Source organism: Pseudokineococcus lusitanus (genome assembly GCF_003751265.1).
GTDB lineage: Bacteria > Actinomycetota > Actinomycetes > Actinomycetales > Quadrisphaeraceae > Pseudokineococcus > Pseudokineococcus lusitanus.
In genome coordinates, this window is the sequence record NZ_RJKN01000004.1 from 16,237 (window position 1) to 33,107 (window position 16,871).

General features: G+C 77.7%; 21 protein-coding genes. 6 read left to right on the forward strand and 15 right to left on the reverse strand.

What is annotated here, in order from left to right; all coding sequences use genetic code 11:
* Positions 1-10: 10 nt before the first annotated feature.
* The 3 genes from rplT to infC all read right to left on the reverse strand — a co-directional run bounded on the left by rplT (position 11) and on the right by infC (position 1,466).
* Complete coding sequence (gene rplT, locus EDC03_RS08240) at positions 11-403, reverse strand: 50S ribosomal protein L20 (protein WP_123379774.1); 393 nt, start codon at positions 401-403, stop codon at positions 11-13.
* Positions 404-500: 97 nt separating this feature from the next.
* A complete protein-coding gene (rpmI, locus tag EDC03_RS08245; RefSeq protein ID WP_123379775.1) occupies positions 501-695 on the reverse strand; it encodes a 50S ribosomal protein L35 in 195 nt (64 codons plus the stop codon).
* 90 nt (positions 696-785) lie between these two features.
* Entirely contained in the window at positions 786-1,466 is a 681-nt protein-coding gene (gene infC, locus EDC03_RS08250; protein ID WP_123380061.1) for a translation initiation factor IF-3, read from the reverse strand.
* A gap of 310 nt (positions 1,467-1,776) precedes the next feature.
* Between infC and EDC03_RS08255 the strand changes: the two genes are divergently transcribed.
* Both EDC03_RS08255 and EDC03_RS08260 read left to right on the forward strand, forming a co-directional pair.
* The gene (locus tag EDC03_RS08255; protein WP_123379776.1) at positions 1,777-2,178 is read left to right on the forward strand and encodes a DUF1844 domain-containing protein; all 402 of its coding nucleotides are present in this window, start codon (positions 1,777-1,779) and stop codon (positions 2,176-2,178) included.
* Positions 2,175-2,666, forward strand: a complete 492-nt coding sequence (locus tag EDC03_RS08260; RefSeq protein ID WP_123380062.1) for a Fur family transcriptional regulator — start codon at positions 2,175-2,177, stop codon at positions 2,664-2,666. Before EDC03_RS08255 ends, EDC03_RS08260 begins: the two co-directional genes overlap by 4 nt.
* 19 nt (positions 2,667-2,685) lie before the next feature.
* Here the strand turns inward: EDC03_RS08260 and EDC03_RS08265 are convergent, their stop codons facing one another.
* The 3 genes from EDC03_RS08265 to EDC03_RS08275 all read right to left on the reverse strand — a co-directional run bounded on the left by EDC03_RS08265 (position 2,686) and on the right by EDC03_RS08275 (position 4,712).
* Positions 2,686-3,210 (reverse strand): isoprenylcysteine carboxyl methyltransferase family protein, encoded by a 525-nt coding sequence (locus EDC03_RS08265; RefSeq protein ID WP_241967099.1) that lies wholly within the window; start codon positions 3,208-3,210, stop codon positions 2,686-2,688.
* Entirely contained in the window at positions 3,207-4,334 is a 1,128-nt protein-coding gene (locus EDC03_RS08270; protein ID WP_123379777.1) for a type III polyketide synthase, read from the reverse strand. Before EDC03_RS08270 ends, EDC03_RS08265 begins: the two co-directional genes overlap by 4 nt.
* 132 nt (positions 4,335-4,466) lie before the next feature.
* On the reverse strand, positions 4,467-4,712 hold the full coding sequence (locus EDC03_RS08275; protein WP_123380064.1) for an RNA-binding S4 domain-containing protein: 246 nt from the start codon (positions 4,710-4,712) through the stop codon (positions 4,467-4,469).
* A 78-nt stretch (positions 4,713-4,790) separates the two neighbouring features.
* Here EDC03_RS08275 and EDC03_RS08280 point away from each other — a divergent pair, with 78 nt between their 5' ends.
* Entirely contained in the window at positions 4,791-5,861 is a 1,071-nt protein-coding gene (locus EDC03_RS08280) for an MsnO8 family LLM class oxidoreductase (RefSeq protein ID WP_199720075.1), read from the forward strand.
* Here the strand turns inward: EDC03_RS08280 and EDC03_RS08285 are convergent.
* From EDC03_RS08285 to priA, 3 genes are all read right to left on the reverse strand, one after another.
* Positions 5,848-6,507 (reverse strand): SDR family NAD(P)-dependent oxidoreductase, encoded by a 660-nt coding sequence (locus EDC03_RS08285; protein ID WP_123379779.1) that lies wholly within the window; start codon positions 6,505-6,507, stop codon positions 5,848-5,850. The genes EDC03_RS08280 and EDC03_RS08285 overlap by 14 nt on opposite strands.
* A gap of 79 nt (positions 6,508-6,586) precedes the next feature.
* Positions 6,587-7,387, reverse strand: coding sequence for an SseB family protein (locus tag EDC03_RS08290; RefSeq protein WP_123379780.1), 801 nt, complete (start codon positions 7,385-7,387; stop codon positions 6,587-6,589).
* Entirely contained in the window at positions 7,384-8,151 is a 768-nt protein-coding gene (gene priA / locus EDC03_RS08295; protein WP_123379781.1) for a bifunctional 1-(5-phosphoribosyl)-5-((5-phosphoribosylamino)methylideneamino)imidazole-4-carboxamide isomerase/phosphoribosylanthranilate isomerase PriA, read from the reverse strand. Before priA ends, EDC03_RS08290 begins: the two co-directional genes overlap by 4 nt.
* A 29-nt stretch (positions 8,152-8,180) precedes the next feature.
* Here priA and EDC03_RS08300 point away from each other — a divergent pair, with 29 nt between their 5' ends.
* Positions 8,181-8,690 carry a hypothetical protein gene (locus EDC03_RS08300; protein ID WP_123379782.1) on the forward strand — a complete coding sequence of 170 codons (510 nt, stop codon included), beginning with the start codon at positions 8,181-8,183 and terminating at the stop codon, positions 8,688-8,690.
* Here the strand turns inward: EDC03_RS08300 and EDC03_RS17590 are convergent.
* Together EDC03_RS17590 and hisH are read right to left on the reverse strand one after the other, a co-directional pair.
* On the reverse strand, positions 8,660-8,836 hold the full coding sequence (locus tag EDC03_RS17590) for a hypothetical protein (RefSeq protein WP_158674248.1): 177 nt from the start codon (positions 8,834-8,836) through the stop codon (positions 8,660-8,662). The genes EDC03_RS08300 and EDC03_RS17590 overlap by 31 nt on opposite strands.
* Positions 8,833-9,480, reverse strand: coding sequence for an imidazole glycerol phosphate synthase subunit HisH (gene hisH, locus EDC03_RS08305; RefSeq protein WP_123379783.1), 648 nt, complete (start codon positions 9,478-9,480; stop codon positions 8,833-8,835). The genes EDC03_RS17590 and hisH overlap by 4 nt, the downstream gene beginning before the upstream one ends.
* Positions 9,481-9,595: 115 nt before the next feature.
* Between hisH and EDC03_RS08310 the strand changes: the two genes are divergently transcribed.
* Together EDC03_RS08310 and EDC03_RS08315 are read left to right on the forward strand one after the other, a co-directional pair.
* Positions 9,596-11,974, forward strand: a complete 2,379-nt coding sequence (locus EDC03_RS08310; RefSeq protein ID WP_123379784.1) for an ATP-binding cassette domain-containing protein — start codon at positions 9,596-9,598, stop codon at positions 11,972-11,974.
* The gene (locus EDC03_RS08315; RefSeq protein WP_199720076.1) at positions 11,971-12,762 is read left to right on the forward strand and encodes an amidohydrolase family protein; all 792 of its coding nucleotides are present in this window, start codon (positions 11,971-11,973) and stop codon (positions 12,760-12,762) included. Before EDC03_RS08310 ends, EDC03_RS08315 begins: the two co-directional genes overlap by 4 nt.
* Here the strand turns inward: EDC03_RS08315 and EDC03_RS18400 are convergent.
* The 4 genes from EDC03_RS18400 to hisD form a co-directional block, all read right to left on the reverse strand.
* Positions 12,759-13,277 carry a hypothetical protein gene (locus EDC03_RS18400; RefSeq protein ID WP_123379785.1) on the reverse strand — a complete coding sequence of 173 codons (519 nt, stop codon included), beginning with the start codon at positions 13,275-13,277 and terminating at the stop codon, positions 12,759-12,761. The genes EDC03_RS08315 and EDC03_RS18400 overlap by 4 nt on opposite strands.
* A 191-nt stretch (positions 13,278-13,468) precedes the next feature.
* Positions 13,469-14,113, reverse strand: coding sequence for an imidazoleglycerol-phosphate dehydratase HisB (hisB, locus tag EDC03_RS08325; RefSeq protein WP_123379786.1), 645 nt, complete (start codon positions 14,111-14,113; stop codon positions 13,469-13,471).
* A complete protein-coding gene (locus tag EDC03_RS08330; RefSeq protein ID WP_123380066.1) occupies positions 14,110-15,282 on the reverse strand; it encodes a histidinol-phosphate transaminase in 1,173 nt (390 codons plus the stop codon). Before EDC03_RS08330 ends, hisB begins: the two co-directional genes overlap by 4 nt.
* Positions 15,283-15,332: 50 nt before the next feature.
* Positions 15,333-16,661 (reverse strand): histidinol dehydrogenase, encoded by a 1,329-nt coding sequence (hisD, locus tag EDC03_RS08335; RefSeq protein ID WP_123379787.1) that lies wholly within the window; start codon positions 16,659-16,661, stop codon positions 15,333-15,335.
* Positions 16,662-16,871 lie beyond the last annotated feature (210 nt).

The following is a 16,871-nucleotide window of genomic DNA, read 5'->3' on the forward strand; positions in this document are numbered from 1 at the left end:
GTGGCGTGCCTCAGGCCGCCGCGCCGGCGGCCGGCTGCGAGGTCTGGGCCGGCACGTTGGCGCGGGCCAGCTCGACGAGCTGCGCGAAGGCCGCCTCGTCGTGGACCGCGAGCTCGGCGAGCATGCGGCGGTCGACCTCGACGCCCGCGGCCTTGAGGCCCTGGACGAAGCGGTTGTAGGTCATGCCGTGGGCGCGGGCGCCCGCGTTGATGCGCTGGATCCACAGCCGGCGGAAGTCGCCCTTGCGCGCCTTGCGGTCGCGGTAGGCGTAGACCAGCGAGTGGGTGACCTGCTCCTTGGCCTTGCGGTACAGCCGCGAGCGCTGACCGCGGTAGCCGCTGGCCTGCTCCAGGACCTCCCGGCGCTTCTTCTGGGCGTTGACCGCCCGCTTCACGCGTGCCACGTGGTGCTCCTCGGTACGTCGTCGGCCCTACGGGCCGGGGGTTCGGTGGTGGTGCGGTGCTCGGGGGCGGGCGCCGGCCGGGGGCCGACGCCGCGGCTCACTTCCCGAGGAGGCGGCGGGCGCGCTTCGCGTCGGCGCCGGCGACCTCGACGTCGCCCGCCAGGCGGCGGGTGACGCGGGAGGACTTGCCCTCGAAGAGGTGGCGACGGCCTGCGCGCTCGCGCATCACCTTGCCGGTGCCCGTGAGGCGCAGACGCTTCTTGGCACCGCTGTGGGTCTTGTTCTTCGGCATGGTGCCGCTCCTCGTCTCGGTCGTGCTGGTGCTGGGGGTGTGCTCACCGGCCGCCGGGGCGGCCGGGACGTCGTGGTGCTGCGGTGGTGCTCAGGCCGTCGCGGACCCGTCCGCGGCCGGCGCGGCCGTGGTCGTCGCGTCCGCGGTCGCCGGGGCGTCCTCGGCCACGTCCTCGGCCTCGGGCTCCGCCGGGGCGGCCGCCGACGCCTCGGCGTCCTTGCGGCGCCGCTGCTCGGCCTTGGCCTCGGCCTTCGCCTCCGCCTTCTTCCGGTGCGGGCCGATGACCATGACCATGTTGCGGCCGTCCTGCATCGGCGCGCTCTCGACCGAGCCGAGCTCGCCGACGTCGGTCGCCATGCGCTGGAGGAGGCGGTAGCCCATCTCCGGCCGCGACTGCTCGCGGCCGCGGAACATGATCATGACCTTGACCTTGTCCCCCGCGGAGAGGAACTTCTCGGCCTGGCCCTTCTTCGTGGCGTAGTCGTGCGGGTCGATCTTCAGGCGCAGGCGCACGGTCTTCAGCACCGTGTTGGCCTGGTTCTTGCGCGCCTCGCGCGCCTTCATGTCGGCCTCGTACTTGAACTTGCCGAAGTCCATGAGCTTGCAGACGGGCGGTCGCGCCTGCGGGGCGACCTCGACCAGGTCGAGGTCGGCCTCCTGGGCCAGGCGGAGGGCGTCCTCGACGCGGACGATCCCGACCTGCTCCCCGCCGGGACCGACCAGGCGGACCTCGGGGACGCGGATCCGGTCGTTGATGCGCGGTTCGCTGATGTGCTGCTCCCTCGTCGTGCGTGCGGTACCGCCGCGGCCGGGGCGGTCCCCCGGGCCGTGGTCGCGTCGGCGGTGACGCCCCACCCGGGGTCCGGTAGCCCGCGGGCACCCCTGCCGGGGCGCGCCACGGGGCGCACGCACGGCCGGGGCCGCACGGACCGGGACCCGGCCACCTGCGGGCCGGCTGCCGGGGCAGTCGTCCGAGGTCGCTCGCGGGTGGGAGGCTGGCCTCCGCTTGGCGTCCCGCTCCCGGCGCCCCCTGGCGAGGGGGCGGGCAGGCGCGGGCGGTCTGCATGGGAGAGTAGCAGCCATGGACGCCACCCCCACGACGAGCAGCCCGCCGGCCCAGGGGACCACCGAGGCCCTCCCCCCGGCCGCCACCGGCGGCGCGGAGCTCCGGGACATCGCGGAGGTGCCCTCCGTCGAGGTCATCACGACGGCGGCCGTCCACCTCATGAGCGCGGCGGCCGTCAAGTGCGGCCTCGCCGAGGACGCCGACGCCGCGGCCCACCTGGACCTCGCCGAGGCCCGTGTGCTCATCACCGCCCTGGCCGGCCTCGTGACGGCCGCGGCCCCCGACCTCGGCAACCAGCACGCCCGCGCGCTGCGCGACGGGCTGCGGTCCCTCCAGCTCGCCTTCCGCGAGGCGTCGGTCGTGCCGGACGCCCCGGGCGACGGGCCGGGCGAGCGGCTGACCGGAGCGGTCCGCTGACGCCCGGGCCGGCCGGCACGACCGTCCCCGCCGCGCCGGACGCCCCGGCCCTCCTGCGCGGGAGCGGGCTGCGGGTCACGGACCAGCGGGTCGCCGTCCTCGAGGTGCTGCGCGGCGCGCCGCACGCCGACGCCGACGACGTCGTGCGGGCGGTGCGCGAGCGGCTGGGCCGGGTGTCCGTGCAGGCGGTCTACGACGTCCTCGCGGCGCTCGGGCGGGCCCGCCTCGTGCGCCGCATCGAGCCCGCCGGGTCCCCCGCGCGCTTCGAGCTGCGGGTCGGCGACAACCACCACCACCTCGTCTGCCGCGCGTGCGGCGAGGTGCGTGACGTCGACTGCGCCGTCGGGGCCGCCCCGTGCCTCGTCCCCGGTGCGTCCGGCGGGCCCGTCGACGGCTTCGTCGTCGACGAGGCGGAGGTCATCTACTGGGGCACGTGCGCGGCCTGCGCCGCGACGCCTGCCCTCCTCGCCACGGCGCCGGACGCCTGAGACCTGCTCCCGCAGGTCCTCAGGCGGACCGGAGCCGGGCCAGCGCCCGCTCCTCGGCGGGGATCCGCCACAGGAGCAGCAGGGCCGCGTTGAGCACCGTGAAGACGAGCGCGGTGACCCACGCGGTGTGGATCAGCGGCAGCGCGACGCCCTCGGCCGCGACGATGACGTAGTTGGGGTGGCGCAGGAAGCGGTAGGGGCCGCGGGTGACGCGCCGCATGCCCGGGACGACGACGACCCGGGTGTTCCACTGCCGCCCCAGGGTGGCGATGACCCAGGCCCGCGTGGCCTCGGTGAGCAGCAGGACGACGAGCATCGTCCAGCCGAGCCACGGCACGAACGGCCGGTCCAGCGCGACCACCTCGACGAGGCAGGCCACGAGCAGGGCCGTGTGCAGGGCCACCATGACGGGGAAGTGCCGGCGGCCGGTCTCCACGCCCCCGCGGGCCATGGCCCACGCGAGGTTCCGCCTCGAGATGACGAGCTCGACGAGCCGCTCGACGGCGACGAGCACGACGACGACGGCGTAGAGGGCGACGCTCACGACGCGGTGGCCCCCGCCGTCGCGCCCGCCCCGGCCGGCACGTCGGCGCCCGACCACCGCAGCAGCACGAGCTCCGAGCAGAAGCCGGGGCCCATGGCGAACATGACGCCGGTGCTGCCCTCGGGCGGCGGGTCGGCGAGGTGGCGCGCGAGGACCGACAGGACCGACGCCGACGACATGTTGCCGTTGTCCGCGAGGTCCTCCCACGAGTTCCGCAGCGCCCCGTCGGGCAGCCCGAGCACCTCGGTGACCGCCTCGAGCACCTTGGGGCCGCCCGGATGGCCGACCCAGCGGTCGACGTCGTCGTGGTCGACGCCGTGGAGGGCGAGGAAGCCGGCGACGTCGTCGGCGAGGTAGTCGCGGACGACGTCGGTGACGCTCGTCGTGAGGACGATCTTGAAGCCCGTCCCGCCGACGTCCCAGCCCATGACGCCGGCGGTGTCCGGGTAGAAGCGGCTGCGGCTCGCCGTGACGTCGAGGCCGGGCAGGCCCAGCGCCGCCGCGCGGCGGTCGCCGACGAGGACGACGGCCGCGGCGCCGTCGCCGAAGAGCCCGGAGGCCACGAGGTTCGCGGTCGACGTGTCGTCCCGCTGGACCGTCAGCGAGCACAGCTCGACGGACAGGAGGACGGCGACGGCGTCCGGGTCACCGCGCAGCAGGTCGTCGACGCGGGCCACCCCCGCCGCGCCGGCGACGCAGCCGAGGCCGAAGAGCGGGAGCCGGCGGACGTCGGGGCGCAGGCCGAGGGGGCCGACGAGCCGGGCGTCGAGCGAGGGCGCCGCGACGCCGGTCGTGCTCGCGAGCACGAGGACGTCGACGTCCTCGGGCGCGAGGCCCACCTGCTCGAGCGCGGTGCGGACGGCCCGCTCGCCCAGCTCGACGCCGACGCGGAGGTAGGCGTCGTTGGCGTCGCGGAAGCCGTCGAGCGTGCGGTACTCCTGCAGCGGCAGGGCGAGGTGCCGGGTGCGGACGCCGGTGTTGCCGTGCAGGCGGTGCAGGAGGCCGCGCCGGGTGCCGTCGAGCTCGCCGGTCGAGGAGATCACCTCCGCGAAGGCGTCGGTGATGTCGGCCTGGTCGTCGGTGCGCGGCGGGACCGCCGTGCCGACGGAGACGATGCGGGACATGGCGTCTGGGCTCCTCGCTGCGCTCGCCCGCCGTCGCGGGCTGCACCGGCGGACGCCCCATCCTGCGACGCCGGCCCCGCTCGGGCGCGCGGGGGCCCGCCGCGGGGCGGGGCGCCGGGGGCGCACCCGGGGTCAGCCGACGCGCACGCCGCGGGCGCCGTCGACCTCGACGACGTCCCCGCGGACCAGCTGCCGCCCGCGCCGGGACTCCACCTCGCCGTTGACCCGCACCGCCCCGGCCCCGAGGGCCTCCTTGGCGTCGGCGCCCGTCTCGACGAGGGAGGCGAGCTTGAGCAGCTGGCCGAGACGGATGGCGCCGTCCGTGGGGACCTCGGGGAGGTCCGGCCGGTCGGGGACGGGGGCGGGGGTCTCGCTCACCGTCCCATCGTCCCCCGGCGACGGCGGTCCCGCGGACGACCGCGGAAGCAGGCCGGGCCGGGCCCGGTTGGACGGGACGTGCTCGACGTGCCGCTCTCGCTCCTCGACCGTGCCCGCGCCCGCGACGGGGAGTCGGACGCCGCGGCGCTGGCGGGCGTCGTCGTCCGGGCGCGGCGGGCGGAGGCCCGCGGCCTGCGGCGGGTGCTCGTCGCCGAGCACCACGCGGTGCCCGGTGTCGTCGGCTCGGCCCCGGCCGTGCTCATGGCGGCCGTCCTCGCCGCGACGCGGCACGTCCGGGTGGGCTCCGCGGGCGTGATGCTGCCGCACCACCAGCCGCTCGTCGTCGCCGAACAGGCCGCGACGCTCGAGGCGCTGCACCCCGGCCGGGTGGACCTGGGGCTCGGCCGCTCCCCCGGCTTCACCGCCCCGGTCCGGGCCGCGCTCGGCCGCCACGGGACGGCGCCGGACCGGACCGGCGACGCGGCGGTCGAGGAGGACCTGCGCGAGCTCCTCGCCCTCCTCCGCGGCGACGCGCCGGTGACGCTCCGGCCGGCGGTGCCCGCCCCGCCGGTGCTGCTCCTGGCGACCGGCGGCGGCCTGCGGCTGGCCGCCCGGCTCGGGCTGCCCGTCGTCGTCGGCGGGCCGCTCGTCACGGCGCTCGCCGGTGAGGACGACGGCACGGACGCCGCGGCCCGGGCCCGCGCCGCGCTGGAGGGCTACCGCGCGGGCTTCGTCGCCGCACCGGACGGACCCGCCGCGCCGGAGGTCCTCGCGGCGGTCGACGTCCTCGCCGCGCCGACCGCCGAGGAGGCGGCCGCCCTGGCGCTGCCCGAGGCGTGGGCGCACGTCGACGCTCGGACGACGGGCAGCTTCCCGCCGCTGGCGCCGCTCGACGACGTCGTGGGGCGGGTGCCGACGGGGGCGCAGGAGCGCCACCTCGCCGCGGCCCTCGCAGGCGTGGTCGCGGGGACACCGGCGCACGTCGAGGAGGTGCTGGCCCGCCTCGTCGCGCGGACCGGCGCGTCCGAGCTCGTCCTCACCGCGAGCACCACCGACCGGGCGGCGCTGGACCGCTCGGACGCGGCGGTGGCGGCGCTGTCGGCCCCGGCGGTCGCGGCCGCCGGGGCCCGGGCGCTCAGTCGGCGCTGATCTGCAGGCGGAAGCGGTCGCGGCCCGTGTGCAGCGACCAGAGGTGGTCCGCGAGCACCGCCGGGTCCTTCTCGGGGTCGCCCTCGACGATCCGGCCGCCGATGACGAGCTGGGCCACGTGGACGCCCTCGTCCCGCAGCTCCTCGTGCAGCAGCTGCGCGTAGGCGGCCTGGCCGGCGAAGGCGACGCTCGTGCCCGTCACCGCTCGGCCCGGCGTCACGGCGGAGCCGCCGTTGACGAAGAGGACGGTCCCCCGGCCGAGGTGCCGCATGCCGGGCAGCACCTGGTGCACGGCGGCGACCGACCCGTAGACGGAGAACTCCACCGGGCCCCGCAGGTCCTCCGGCGTCGTCTCGAGCACGGGTCGCATGAAGTCCTTCTGCGGCAGCGGGCTGTACTGCAGCACCTCGACCGGGCCGAGCTCCTCCGTCGCGCGCTCGAGCGCACGGGCGAGCGACGCGGGGTCGCGCACGTCGGCGGCGTAGCCGCGTGCCTGCACGCCCTCCGCGGCGAGGTCGGCGGCGAGCGCCTCCACCCGGGAGGCCGTGCGGGACAGCAGGGCCACGGAGAAGCCCTCGGCGGCGAAGCGGCGGGCGACGGCGAGGCCGAGGCCCCGGCCGGCGCCGATGATGGCGAGCGTCGTCATGGGGGCGCCCAACGGGGCCCCGCCGGCCCTTGTTCCCGCCGCGGCGGCGTCGGCCGCCGGCCCGGCGGGTCGGCCGACGTCAGGCGGCGACGACGCGCAGCTCGAGCGAGTCGACCGCCGCGGCGACGAGGGGCTCGGCCGCGAGGCGCTGCTGCACCCGGCCGAGGAGCGCGTCGAGCGCGGCGCGGTCGAGACCCGGTGCGAGGGCGAGGACGACGGCCGTCTCGGCGCGCCGGCCCCGCTCGACCCGGACGACCCGCACGGCCGGCTCGTCGGCCGCCGCGGTGCGGGCGACCACGGCGACGTCGTCCCGCCGCCACGACGGCTGCCACGGGAGCCGTTGCGCGAGAGCCTCGACCGCCGGCCGCGGCAGCAGGGCCGAGCCGTCCGAGCCGGGGTCGAGCAGCAGCAGCGGGCAGCCCTCGGCGGAGGCCGACAGCGCGGCGCGCTCGACCTCCGACGGCACGGGCCGGGCGGCGCCGCGCCAGGCGGCGAGCGCTGCGGCGGAGGAGAAGACGGGCATCGCCCGCCGCCCGTCGGGCGCCTCGAGGCTGACGACGGCCATGTCCGCCCCGGCGTCGGTCGTGAGGCCGGTGAGGGAGGACTCCTCCGTCGCGCCGGCCACGGCGACGACGGGGACGAAGACGCGGGTGCCCGCGAGGGCGGCGACGACGTCGGTGAGCCCCTCGTCGGCCGGCGCCCCGACCGCGAGGGCGGCGGCCCGCGCCGCGAGCGCGGCGGCGACGCGCGGGTCGGCGCCGCCGTCGTCCCCGGCGAAGGGGCTGGGCGTCAGGGTGCGGCCGGCCCAGGGGACGCCGCCCGAGTCGGCGCCCGCCGCGGGGTCGTGGCCGCCGTGCGGGGCGTGGGCCGGGCCCGTCACGGCCGTCCGGCGACGTCCAGCGCCTCGGGCAGCGTGAACGCCTGCGCGTAGAGGGCCTTCCCGACGATGGCGCCCTCGACGCCGGCGCCGACGAGACCCCGCAGCGCGCGGAGGTCGTCGAGGCTGGAGACGCCGCCAGAGGCGACGACCGGCTTGTCGGTCGCGGCGCAGACCTGCTGCAGCAGCTCGACGTTCGGCCCGCGCAGGGTGCCGTCCTTGGTCACGTCGGTGACGACGTAGCGGGCGCAGCCGTCGGCGTCCAGGCGCGCGAGGACCTCCCAGAGGTCGCCGCCCTCCTGCGTCCACCCGCGGGCGGCCAGGGTCGTGCCGCGGACGTCGAGCCCGACGGCGATGCGGTCGCCGTGCTCGGCGACGGCCCGCCGCGTCCAGCCCGGGTCCTCCAGCGCGGCCGTGCCGAGGTTCACGCGGCGGCAGCCGGTCGCGAGCGCCCGGGCGAGGGAGGCGTCGTCGCGGATCCCGCCGGACAGCTCGACGTCGACGTCGAGGCGGCCGACGACGTCGGCGAGCAGGTCGGCGTTCGAGCCGCGGCCGAAGGCGGCGTCGAGGTCGACGAGGTGGATCCACTCCGCCCCGCCCTCCTGCCACGCCAGCGCCGCGTCGAGCGGGTCGCCGTAGCCGGTCTCGGAGCCGGCCTCGCCCTGGACGAGGCGGACGGCCTGGCCGTCGGCGACGTCGACGGCGGGCAGCAGCTGGAGGCGCGGGGCCGCGCCGGGGGTCTGGTCGCTCTCGCTCACGCGGGTCATCCTGGCAGCCGCCGCCCTACCCTCCGGCCATGAGCCCGGCCGCCGTCCCCGCCGCCCGTCGCGTCGTCGCGGAGGCACGAGGGGCCTGTCACCGCCCCACCACGGCGCTGCGCGGCGTCGTGCCCGCCGTGCTCGACGGCGTGCTCGTGGGGACCTGGTACGGGACCGACGCCGACCCGCGACCGGGCCGTCGACGTCGGCGGGCCGTCGTGTCGGCGGCCTGGCTGGCGGCGCTCGCCGTCCAGGAGGGAGCCACGGCGCTCCGGCACCCCGGAGGGCCCCAGGCCCTGGCCGCCGAGCCCTACCCGCCCCACGAGCGGGCGTACCTCGTGCGTTCCGTGGCCGTGTCCGCGGCCTGGACGGTCGTCGGGCTCGCCGGGGAGGTGCCGCGGCGCCGGCTCCTGCGCCGCCGACCGTCGGCGCACCACCGGCTGGGCCTCCTCGTCGCCGCCGGCTTCGCGCTCTCCGTGCTCCCCGTGCACCTGGCCCGTGCCGGAGCCGCGGCCGCTCAGCGCGCCAGCGCCACCGGCACGAGGTAGAGCGCGGCCCCCGCCGTCGCGGCGAGCGCGAGGAGGCCGCAGACGACCGCTCCCACGACGAGGCCCTGGCGCCGCAGCGACAGCACGCCGCCGACGAGGAAGGAGGCGAGCAGCGCCAGCAGCAGCCCGACGACGAGGTCGCTCACGCCGCACCTCCGAGCGCTGCGACCCAGCGGCGCAGCAGGCGCTGCCCGGCGTCGCCGGACTTCTCGGGGTGGAACTGGGTGGCGGACAGGGGGCCGTCCTCGACGGCGGCGACGAAGCGGGCGCCGTGCTCGGCCCACGTGACGCGGGCCGACGCGGGGCCCTCCCAGCGCTGCACCCCGAAGGAGTGGACGAAGTAGTACCGCTCGTCGGGGTCCGGGTCGTCGCCGAAGAGGACCGAGCCACGCGGTGCCTCGACGGTGTTCCACCCCATGTGGGGGACGACGGCGGCGGGCAGCCGGGCGACGTCGCCGGGCCAGAGGCCGAGGCCCTCGGCGGCGGAGCCCTCGTCGTCGGCGTGCTCGAGGCCGCGGCCGAACAGGACCTGCAGCCCGACGCAGACGCCGAGGACGGGGCGCCCGGCCGCGAGCCGCTCGGCGACGACCTCGTGCCCGCCCACCGACCGCAGGTCGCGGGCGACGGCCGCGAAGGCGCCGACGCCGGGGACGACGAGGCCGTCGGCGGCCAGCGCGGCCGCCCGGTCGCCGGTCAGCTCCACGTCGGCCCCGGTGGCCTCCAGGGCGCGGACGGCCGAGCGCACGTTGCCCGAGCCGTGGTCGAGGACGACGACGCGCGGGGAGGTCACCCCACCAGCCTAGGCGGGGCACCGGTCGCGGCGTCCGGGCCCGGGCGTCGGGGGCGTGCGGTAGGAAGCCGGGCGGGCCGTCGCGAGGACGCCCACTCTCCTGCGGAGGTCCCCCATGGCTGCTGCTCCCCCGGTGCACCCCGCCGACGGCCACGACCTGCTCCGGGTGCACGGCGCCCGCGAGAACAACCTCCGCGACGTCTCCGTCGAGCTGCCCAAGCGGCGGCTGACCGTCTTCACGGGCGTGTCCGGCTCGGGCAAGAGCTCGCTGGTCTTCGGGACGATCGCCGCCGAGTCGCAGCGGCTCGTCGACGAGACCTACAGCGCCTTCCTCCAGGGCCTCATGCCCGGCCGCGCGCGGCCCGACGTCGACGTCCTCGACGGCCTCACGACGGCGATCGTCGTGGACCAGGAGCGCATGGGCGCCAACGCCCGCTCGACCGTCGGGACGGCGACGGACGCGGGCGCGATGCTGCGGATCCTCTTCAGCCGGCTCGGGCAGCCCCACCTCGGCGGGCCGCAGGCCTACTCGTTCAACGTGGCCTCGGCCAGCGGCAGCGGCGCGCTGAAGGTCGGGGACGGCAAGGCCGTGCACAAGAGCTTCACCGTGACCGGCGGCATGTGCCCGCGGTGCGAGGGCCTCGGCCGGGTCGACGACCTCGACCTGACCGCGCTCTTCGACGCGTCGCTGTCGCTCAACGAGGGCGCCATCACGGTCCCCGGCTACAGCACGGAGGGCTGGTACGCGCGGATCTGGGCCGGCTGCGGCTTCTTCGACCCCGACAAGCCGGTCAGCGAGTTCACCGAGACCGAGCTGCACGACCTGCTCCACCGCGAGCCGACGAAGGTCTCCGTCGACGGCATCAACCTCACCTACGAGGGGCTCGTCCCCAAGATCCGGAAGTCGTTCCTGTCCAAGGACGTCGACGCGCTGCAGCCGCACGTCCGCGCCTTCGTCGAGCGGGCCGCCACCTTCGCGCCGTGCCCGGCCTGCGACGGCACCCGCCTGTCGGAGGGCGCGCGCTCGTCCCGCGTGGCCGGCCTGAGCATCGCCGACGTCTGCGCCCTGCAGGTCACGGACGTCGCCGCCTGGGTGCGCGGGCTCGAGGAGCCCTCCGTCGCACCGCTCCTCGGCGCGCTGCAGGGGCTGCTCGACTCCTTCGTCGAGGTCGGCCTGGGCTACCTCACCCTCGACCGCGCCACCGGCACGCTCTCCGGCGGCGAGTCCCAGCGCACGAAGATGGTCCGCCACCTCGGCTCCTCGCTGACCGACGTCACGTACGTCTTCGACGAGCCGAGCAGCGGGCTCCACCCCCACGACGTCGAGCGGCTCACGGCGCTGCTGCGGCGGCTGCGGGACAAGGGCAACACCGTCCTCGTCGTCGAGCACAAGCCCGAGGTCGTCGCCGTGGCCGACCACGTCGTCGACCTGGGCCCCGGCGCGGGCTCCGCGGGCGGCACGGTGTGCTTCGAGGGCACGGTCGAGGAGCTGCGGGCGAGCAGCACGCTGACGGGCCGCCACCTCGCCGACCGGACGCCGCTCAAGGCCGAGGTGCGCACGCCGACGGGCGTCCTCCCGGTGCGGGGCGCCACGCGCCACAACCTGCGCGACGTCGACGTCGACCTGCCGCTGGGGGTGCTGCTCGTCGTCACCGGCGTCGCCGGGTCGGGCAAGAGCTCACTCGTCCACGGGTCGCTGTCCCGGGAGGTCGACGGGCGCCCGGTCGTCCGGGTCGACCAGACGCCCATCAAGGGCTCGCGCCGCAGCAACCCCGCGACGTGGACGGGGCTGCTGGAGCCGGTCCGCAAGGCGTTCGCGAAGGCCAACGGCGTGAAGCCCGCCCTCTTCAGCGCCAACTCGGCGGGCGCCTGCCCCGTGTGCTCCGGCGCGGGCGTCGTCTACGTCGACCTCGCCGTCGGCGGCGGCGTCTCGACGACGTGCGAGGCGTGCGAGGGCCGCCGCTTCGACGCGTCCGTCCTCGAGCACCGCCTGGGCGGCAAGGACATCAGCGAGGTGCTCGAAATGCCGGTGGCCGAGGCCGTCGGCTTCTTCGCCGCCGGGGAGTCCCGCGTGCCCGCCGCCCACGCCGTCCTCGCCCGCCTCGATGCCGTGGGGCTCGGGTACCTCCGCCTGGGGCAGCCGCTGACGACGCTGTCCGGCGGCGAGCGCCAGCGCCTGCGCCTCGCCACCGCGATGGCCTCCCCCGGCGGCGTCCTCGTCCTCGACGAGCCGACGACCGGCCTGCACCTCGCCGACGTCGAGCACCTGCTCGGCCTGCTCGACCGCCTCGTCGACGACGGCACCTCCGTGGTCGTCGTCGAGCACCACCAGGCGGTCGTCGCCCACGCGGACCGCGTCGTCGACATGGGCCCCGGCGCCGGGCACGACGGCGGCCGCGTCGTCTTCGAGGGCACGCCGGCGGAGCTCGTCGCGGACGCGACGACGCTGACGGGGCAGCACCTCGCCGCCTACCTCGCGGGCGCCGCCCGGTGACGTCCGCGGGCGCCGGTGCGGCGCGCGGCGGGCTGCCCTTCGTCGACGCCCACCTGCACGTCGTCGACCCGCGCTTCCCGATCGTGCCGAACGACGGCTACGTGCCCGCGCCCTTCACCGTGGCGGACTACCGCCGGCGGACGGCGGGGCTCGGCGTCGTGGGCGGCGCCGTCGTCTCGGGGTCGTTCCAGGGCACGGACCAGACGTACCTCCTCGACGCGCTGGAGCGGCTCGGGCCGGGCTTCGTCGGGGTGACGCAGGTCGCGCCGGACGTCCCGGACGATGAGCTCCGGCGGCTGGCGGCGCACCGGGTCCGGGCCGTCCGCGTCAACCTGCGCCGGGGCGGGCCCGTGGGCCCGGCCGACCTCGACCGGCTGGCCCGGCGGGCGCACGACGTCGCCGGCCTGCACACCGAGCTGTACGTCGACGCGCGCGACCTCGACGGGCTGGCACCGGTCGTCGGCGCACTCCCGGCCGTCGTCGTCGACCACCTCGGCCTGCACCGTGACGGCCTGCCGCACCTCCTGGCGCTCGTCGCCCGGGGCGTGCGGGTCAAGGCCACCGGCTTCGGGCGGGTGGGGCTCGACGTCCGCGAGGCGGTCCGGGCGGTGCTGGCGGTCGACCCGACCGCTCTCGTCGCGGGCACGGACCTGCCCTCGACGCGCGCGCCGCGCCCCTTCGAGGACGCCGACCTCGACCTGCTCGTCGAGGAGGCCGGCGAGCACGCGCGGGCGGTGCTGCACGACAACGCCGTCGCCCTGTACCGGCTGCGGCCGGACGGCTCCTAGCGGTCGTCGGCCGCCGGGGGCGGGCCGGCCGGGCGGGCGGCGGCGCGCCGACGGACGGCGGCCGCGGTGCCGAGCACGACGCCGAGCAGGGCGACGGCGGCGACCAGGGCCGACCCGCGGCCGGAGAGCAGCTGCGCCACCTCGAGGAGGAGCACGAGGAGGCCCGCCACGGCGAGGACGGCCGGCAGGACGGGCGACGGCGGCCGCGGGGCCCCCAGCCCGGCGCCGGCGACGCCCGCGCCCCCGGTGGCGGCCCGGGCGGCCGCCACCCGGCCGAGGCCGGCGCTCGTCGTGGCGCCCGGGAGGTCGGCGACGGCGACGGCGCCGTGGACGACCCGCTCGGCGTCGTCGGGCAGGCCCGCGAGGACCAGCCCGGGCGAGCGGACGGCGTCGGCGCCCTCGTCACGACGCCCGCGGCGCCACTGCTCGACGCGCACGGTGCCGCCGCCCGCGCCGACGTCCGAGCGCAGCACGAGGACGGGCGCCGTCCCCAGCGCCAGGGAGGTGCCCCGCACGACGGCCTCGGGGTCGGCCCCCGCGGGCGCCGCGACGAGGCAGCCGCGGCCGTCGAGGGGGGCGACGTCGGCGACGACCCGGGCGAGGGCCAGCGCGCCGGCCAGCCGGCCGGCGTCGGTGACGGGCGCGACGAGGACGACGCGCCCGTCGGGGACGCCGGCGTGCTCCGCGGCGTCGTCCGCCGCGCCCGTCAGAGCGCGCCCTTCGTGCTGGGGACGCCCGGGACGCGGGGGTCGTGCGCGAGCGCCGCCTTGAGCGCGCGGGCGACCGCCTTGAACTGCGTCTCGACGACGTGGTGCGCGTCGCGGCCCGCGAGGACCCGCACGTGCAGGCCGATGTGGGCGTGGAAGGCGAAGGACTCGAAGACGTGGCGCGTCAGCGAGCCGAGGTACGGGGTGTTGCCGGGGCCGCCGCCGATGAGCACCCACTGCTGGCCCTCCGGCTCGCCGGAGTGGACGCAGTACGGGCGCCCGGAGACGTCGACGACGGCCTGGACGAGCGCCTCGTCGAGGGGCACCGTCGCGTCGCCGAAGCGCACGAGGCCGCGCTTGTCGCCCATGGCCCGGCGGAACGCCTGGCCGAGGACGATGGCGACGTCCTCGACGGTGTGGTGCGCGTCGATGTGGAGGTCGCCCTCGGCCTCGACGACGAGGTCCACGAGGCTGTGGCGCGCGAGCGCGGTGAGCATGTGGTCGTAGAAGCCGACCCCCGTGCTGATGCGCGACTCCCCCGTGCCGTCGAGGTCCACCTCGACGACGACGGACGACTCGCTCGTGCGGCGCTCGACGCGGGCGCGACGGGCCGGGCGGGCGTCCGGTGCGGCGGTCTCGGTCATCGGGTGCCCTCCCGGGCGTCGGGGCCGGCAGCGCGGGCGCCGGCGGGGGTGGCGAGGACGGCGACGAGCGCGTCGCGGAAGGCGGCGGTCTCCACGGGGGTGCCCACGGAGACGCGTAGCCACCCGTCGGGGCCGGTCTCCCGGATGAGCACGCCGCGGTCGAGCAGCGCCTGCCAGGCGGCGTGCCGGTCGGCCAGGCGTCCGAAGAGGACGAAGTTGGCGTCCGAGTCCGCGACCTCGAGGCCGAGCCCGCGCAGCCAGGTGACGAGGTCGTCGCGCTCGCGACGCAGCGTGTCCACACCGCGGAGCAGCTCGGCGGAGTGGCGCAGGGCCACCCGGGCGACCGCCTGCGTGACGCCGGACAGGTGGTACGGCAGGCGGACGACGCGGAGGGCGTCGACGACGGCCCGCGAGCCCGCGAGGTAGCCGACCCGGGCGCCGGCCAGGCTGAAGGCCTTGCTCATCGTCCGGCTGACGGCCAGGCGCGGGTACCGGTCGAGCAGCTCGAGGGCGCTGGGGACGCCCTCGCGGCGGAACTCGGCGTAGGCCTCGTCGACCACGACGACCCCGGGCGCGGCGTCGCACACGGCCTCGACGACCTCCCGCGGGAGGGCGGTGCCCGTCGGGTTGTTCGGCGAGGCGAGGAGGACGACCGACGGCTGCTCGCGCTCGACGAGGGCGACGGCGGCCGCGGCGTCGAGGGTGAAGTCGTCGCGCCGGCGGCCGGCGACCCAGCGGGTCCCGGTGTCGCGGGCGTACTCCGGGTACATCGAGTAGGTCGGCGCGAAGGAGACGGCGGTCCGCCCCTCGCCGCCGAAGGCCTGCAGGACCTGGAGCATGACCTCGTTCGAGCCGTTGGCCGCCCACAGCTGCTCCGGGGGCAGGCGCACGCCCGACTCCAGGGCGAGGAAGTCCGCGAGGTCGGCCCGGAGGTCGAGGAACTCGCGGTCGGGGTAGCGGTTGAGGCCGACGGCGGCCGCGGCGACGGCCTCGCCCATCTCCCGGGCCACCGTGGCCGACGGCGGCACGGGGTTCTCGTTGACGTTGAGCAGCACCGGGACGTCGAGCTGCGGTGCGCCGTAGGGCTCGACGCCGCGGAGCACGTCGCGCAGGGGCAGGTCGGCGAGGGCGGCCGCCCGGGCGGCGTCGTCCGCGGGCGCCGCCGCCACGGCCGCCACGGGGTCGGTGGTCGTCGTGCCGGTGGGCCCGGCGTCGCCGCTCACGCGGGGGCCCCGCGCAGGCGTGCCGTGACGGCCTGGCCGTGCCCGGGCAGGTCCTCGGCCTCGGCGAGCGCGACGACGTGCGGGGCGACGTCGGCGAGGGCCTCGGCGGAGTAGTCGACGACGTGGATGCCGCGGAGGAAGGTCTGGACCGAGAGTCCGCTGGAGAAGCACGCGCAGCCGCCGGTGGGCAGGACGTGGTTCGAGCCGGCGCAGTAGTCGCCGAGGGAGACGGGCGACGACGGCCCCACGAAGATCGCGCCGGCGTTGCGGACGCGCGCGGCGACCGCGGCCGCGTCGGCGGTCTGGACCTCGAGGTGCTCGGCGCCGTAGCCGTCGGCCACGGCGAGCAGCCCGTCGACGTCGTCGACGAGGACGACGGCGGACTGCGGCCCGGCGAGCGCCGTCCCGACGCGCTCGGTGTGCTTCGTCAGCGGCACCTGCCGCTCCAGCTCGGCCTCGACGCGCGCGGCGAGGTCCTCCGAGGTCGTCACGAGCACGGCGGCCGCGACCTCGTCGTGCTCGGCCTGGCTGATCATGTCGGCGGCCACGAGGACGGGGTCGGCGGTTTCGTCCGCGAGGACCATGACCTCGGTGGGGCCGGCCTCGGCGTCGATGCCGACGACGCCCCGGAGCAGGCGCTTCGCCGCGGCGACGTAGCGGTTGCCCGGCCCCGTGACCATGTCGACGGGCGCGCAGAGGCGCGTGCCGTCCTCCTCGTCGGCGCCGAGCGCGAGCATCGCGACGGCCTGGGCGCCGCCGACGGCGTACACCTCGTCCACACCGAGCAGGGCGCACGCGGCGAGGACGGTGGGGTGCGGGAGGCCGCCGTGGTCGCGCTGCGGCGGGCTGACGACGACGAGCTCGGCGACGCCGGCCTCCTGCGCCGGGACGACGTTCATGACGACGCTGCTGGGGTAGACGGCCACGCCGCCGGGCGCGTACAGCCCGACCCGGCCGACGGGGACCCAGCGCTCGGTGACCGTGCCGCCCGGGACGACCTGCACGGTGGTGTCGGTGCGGCGCTGCTCGGCGTGGACGAGACGGGCGCGGCGCACGGACTCCTCGAGGGCGGCGCGGACGGCCGGGTCGAGGTCCTCGAGCGCGGCGGCCAGGGCCGCCGCGGGCACGCGCAGGTGCTCGGGGCGGACGCCGTCGAAGCGCTCGGCCAGCTCGCGCAGGGCCGCCGCGCCGCGGGTGCGCACGGCGTCCACGACCGGTCGGACGGCGTCGAGCGCGGACTCCACGTCCTGCTCGGCGCGGGGCAGCGTCCCGCGGAGCTCGCGCGCGTCGAGGGCGCGGCCCCGCAGGTCCAGGCGTCGGATCACGCGCCTGATCGTAGGGCCGCGGGGCGGGGCGGCCTCCGGGCGTGGGAGGGGCCGCCGGGGTGGAGGGCGGGTGCGGGCGCGGAGCGGGCGCTGGGGTGGGTGCGGGGCGGGTGCGGGGCGAGGCGCGCGGAGGAGGCTCGAGGCCGGGCAGCCGGGCGGGCGTCGTCAGGGCTCGCGCCGGTGCCGCGCCCTGGTCGCCGCGTCGAGGCC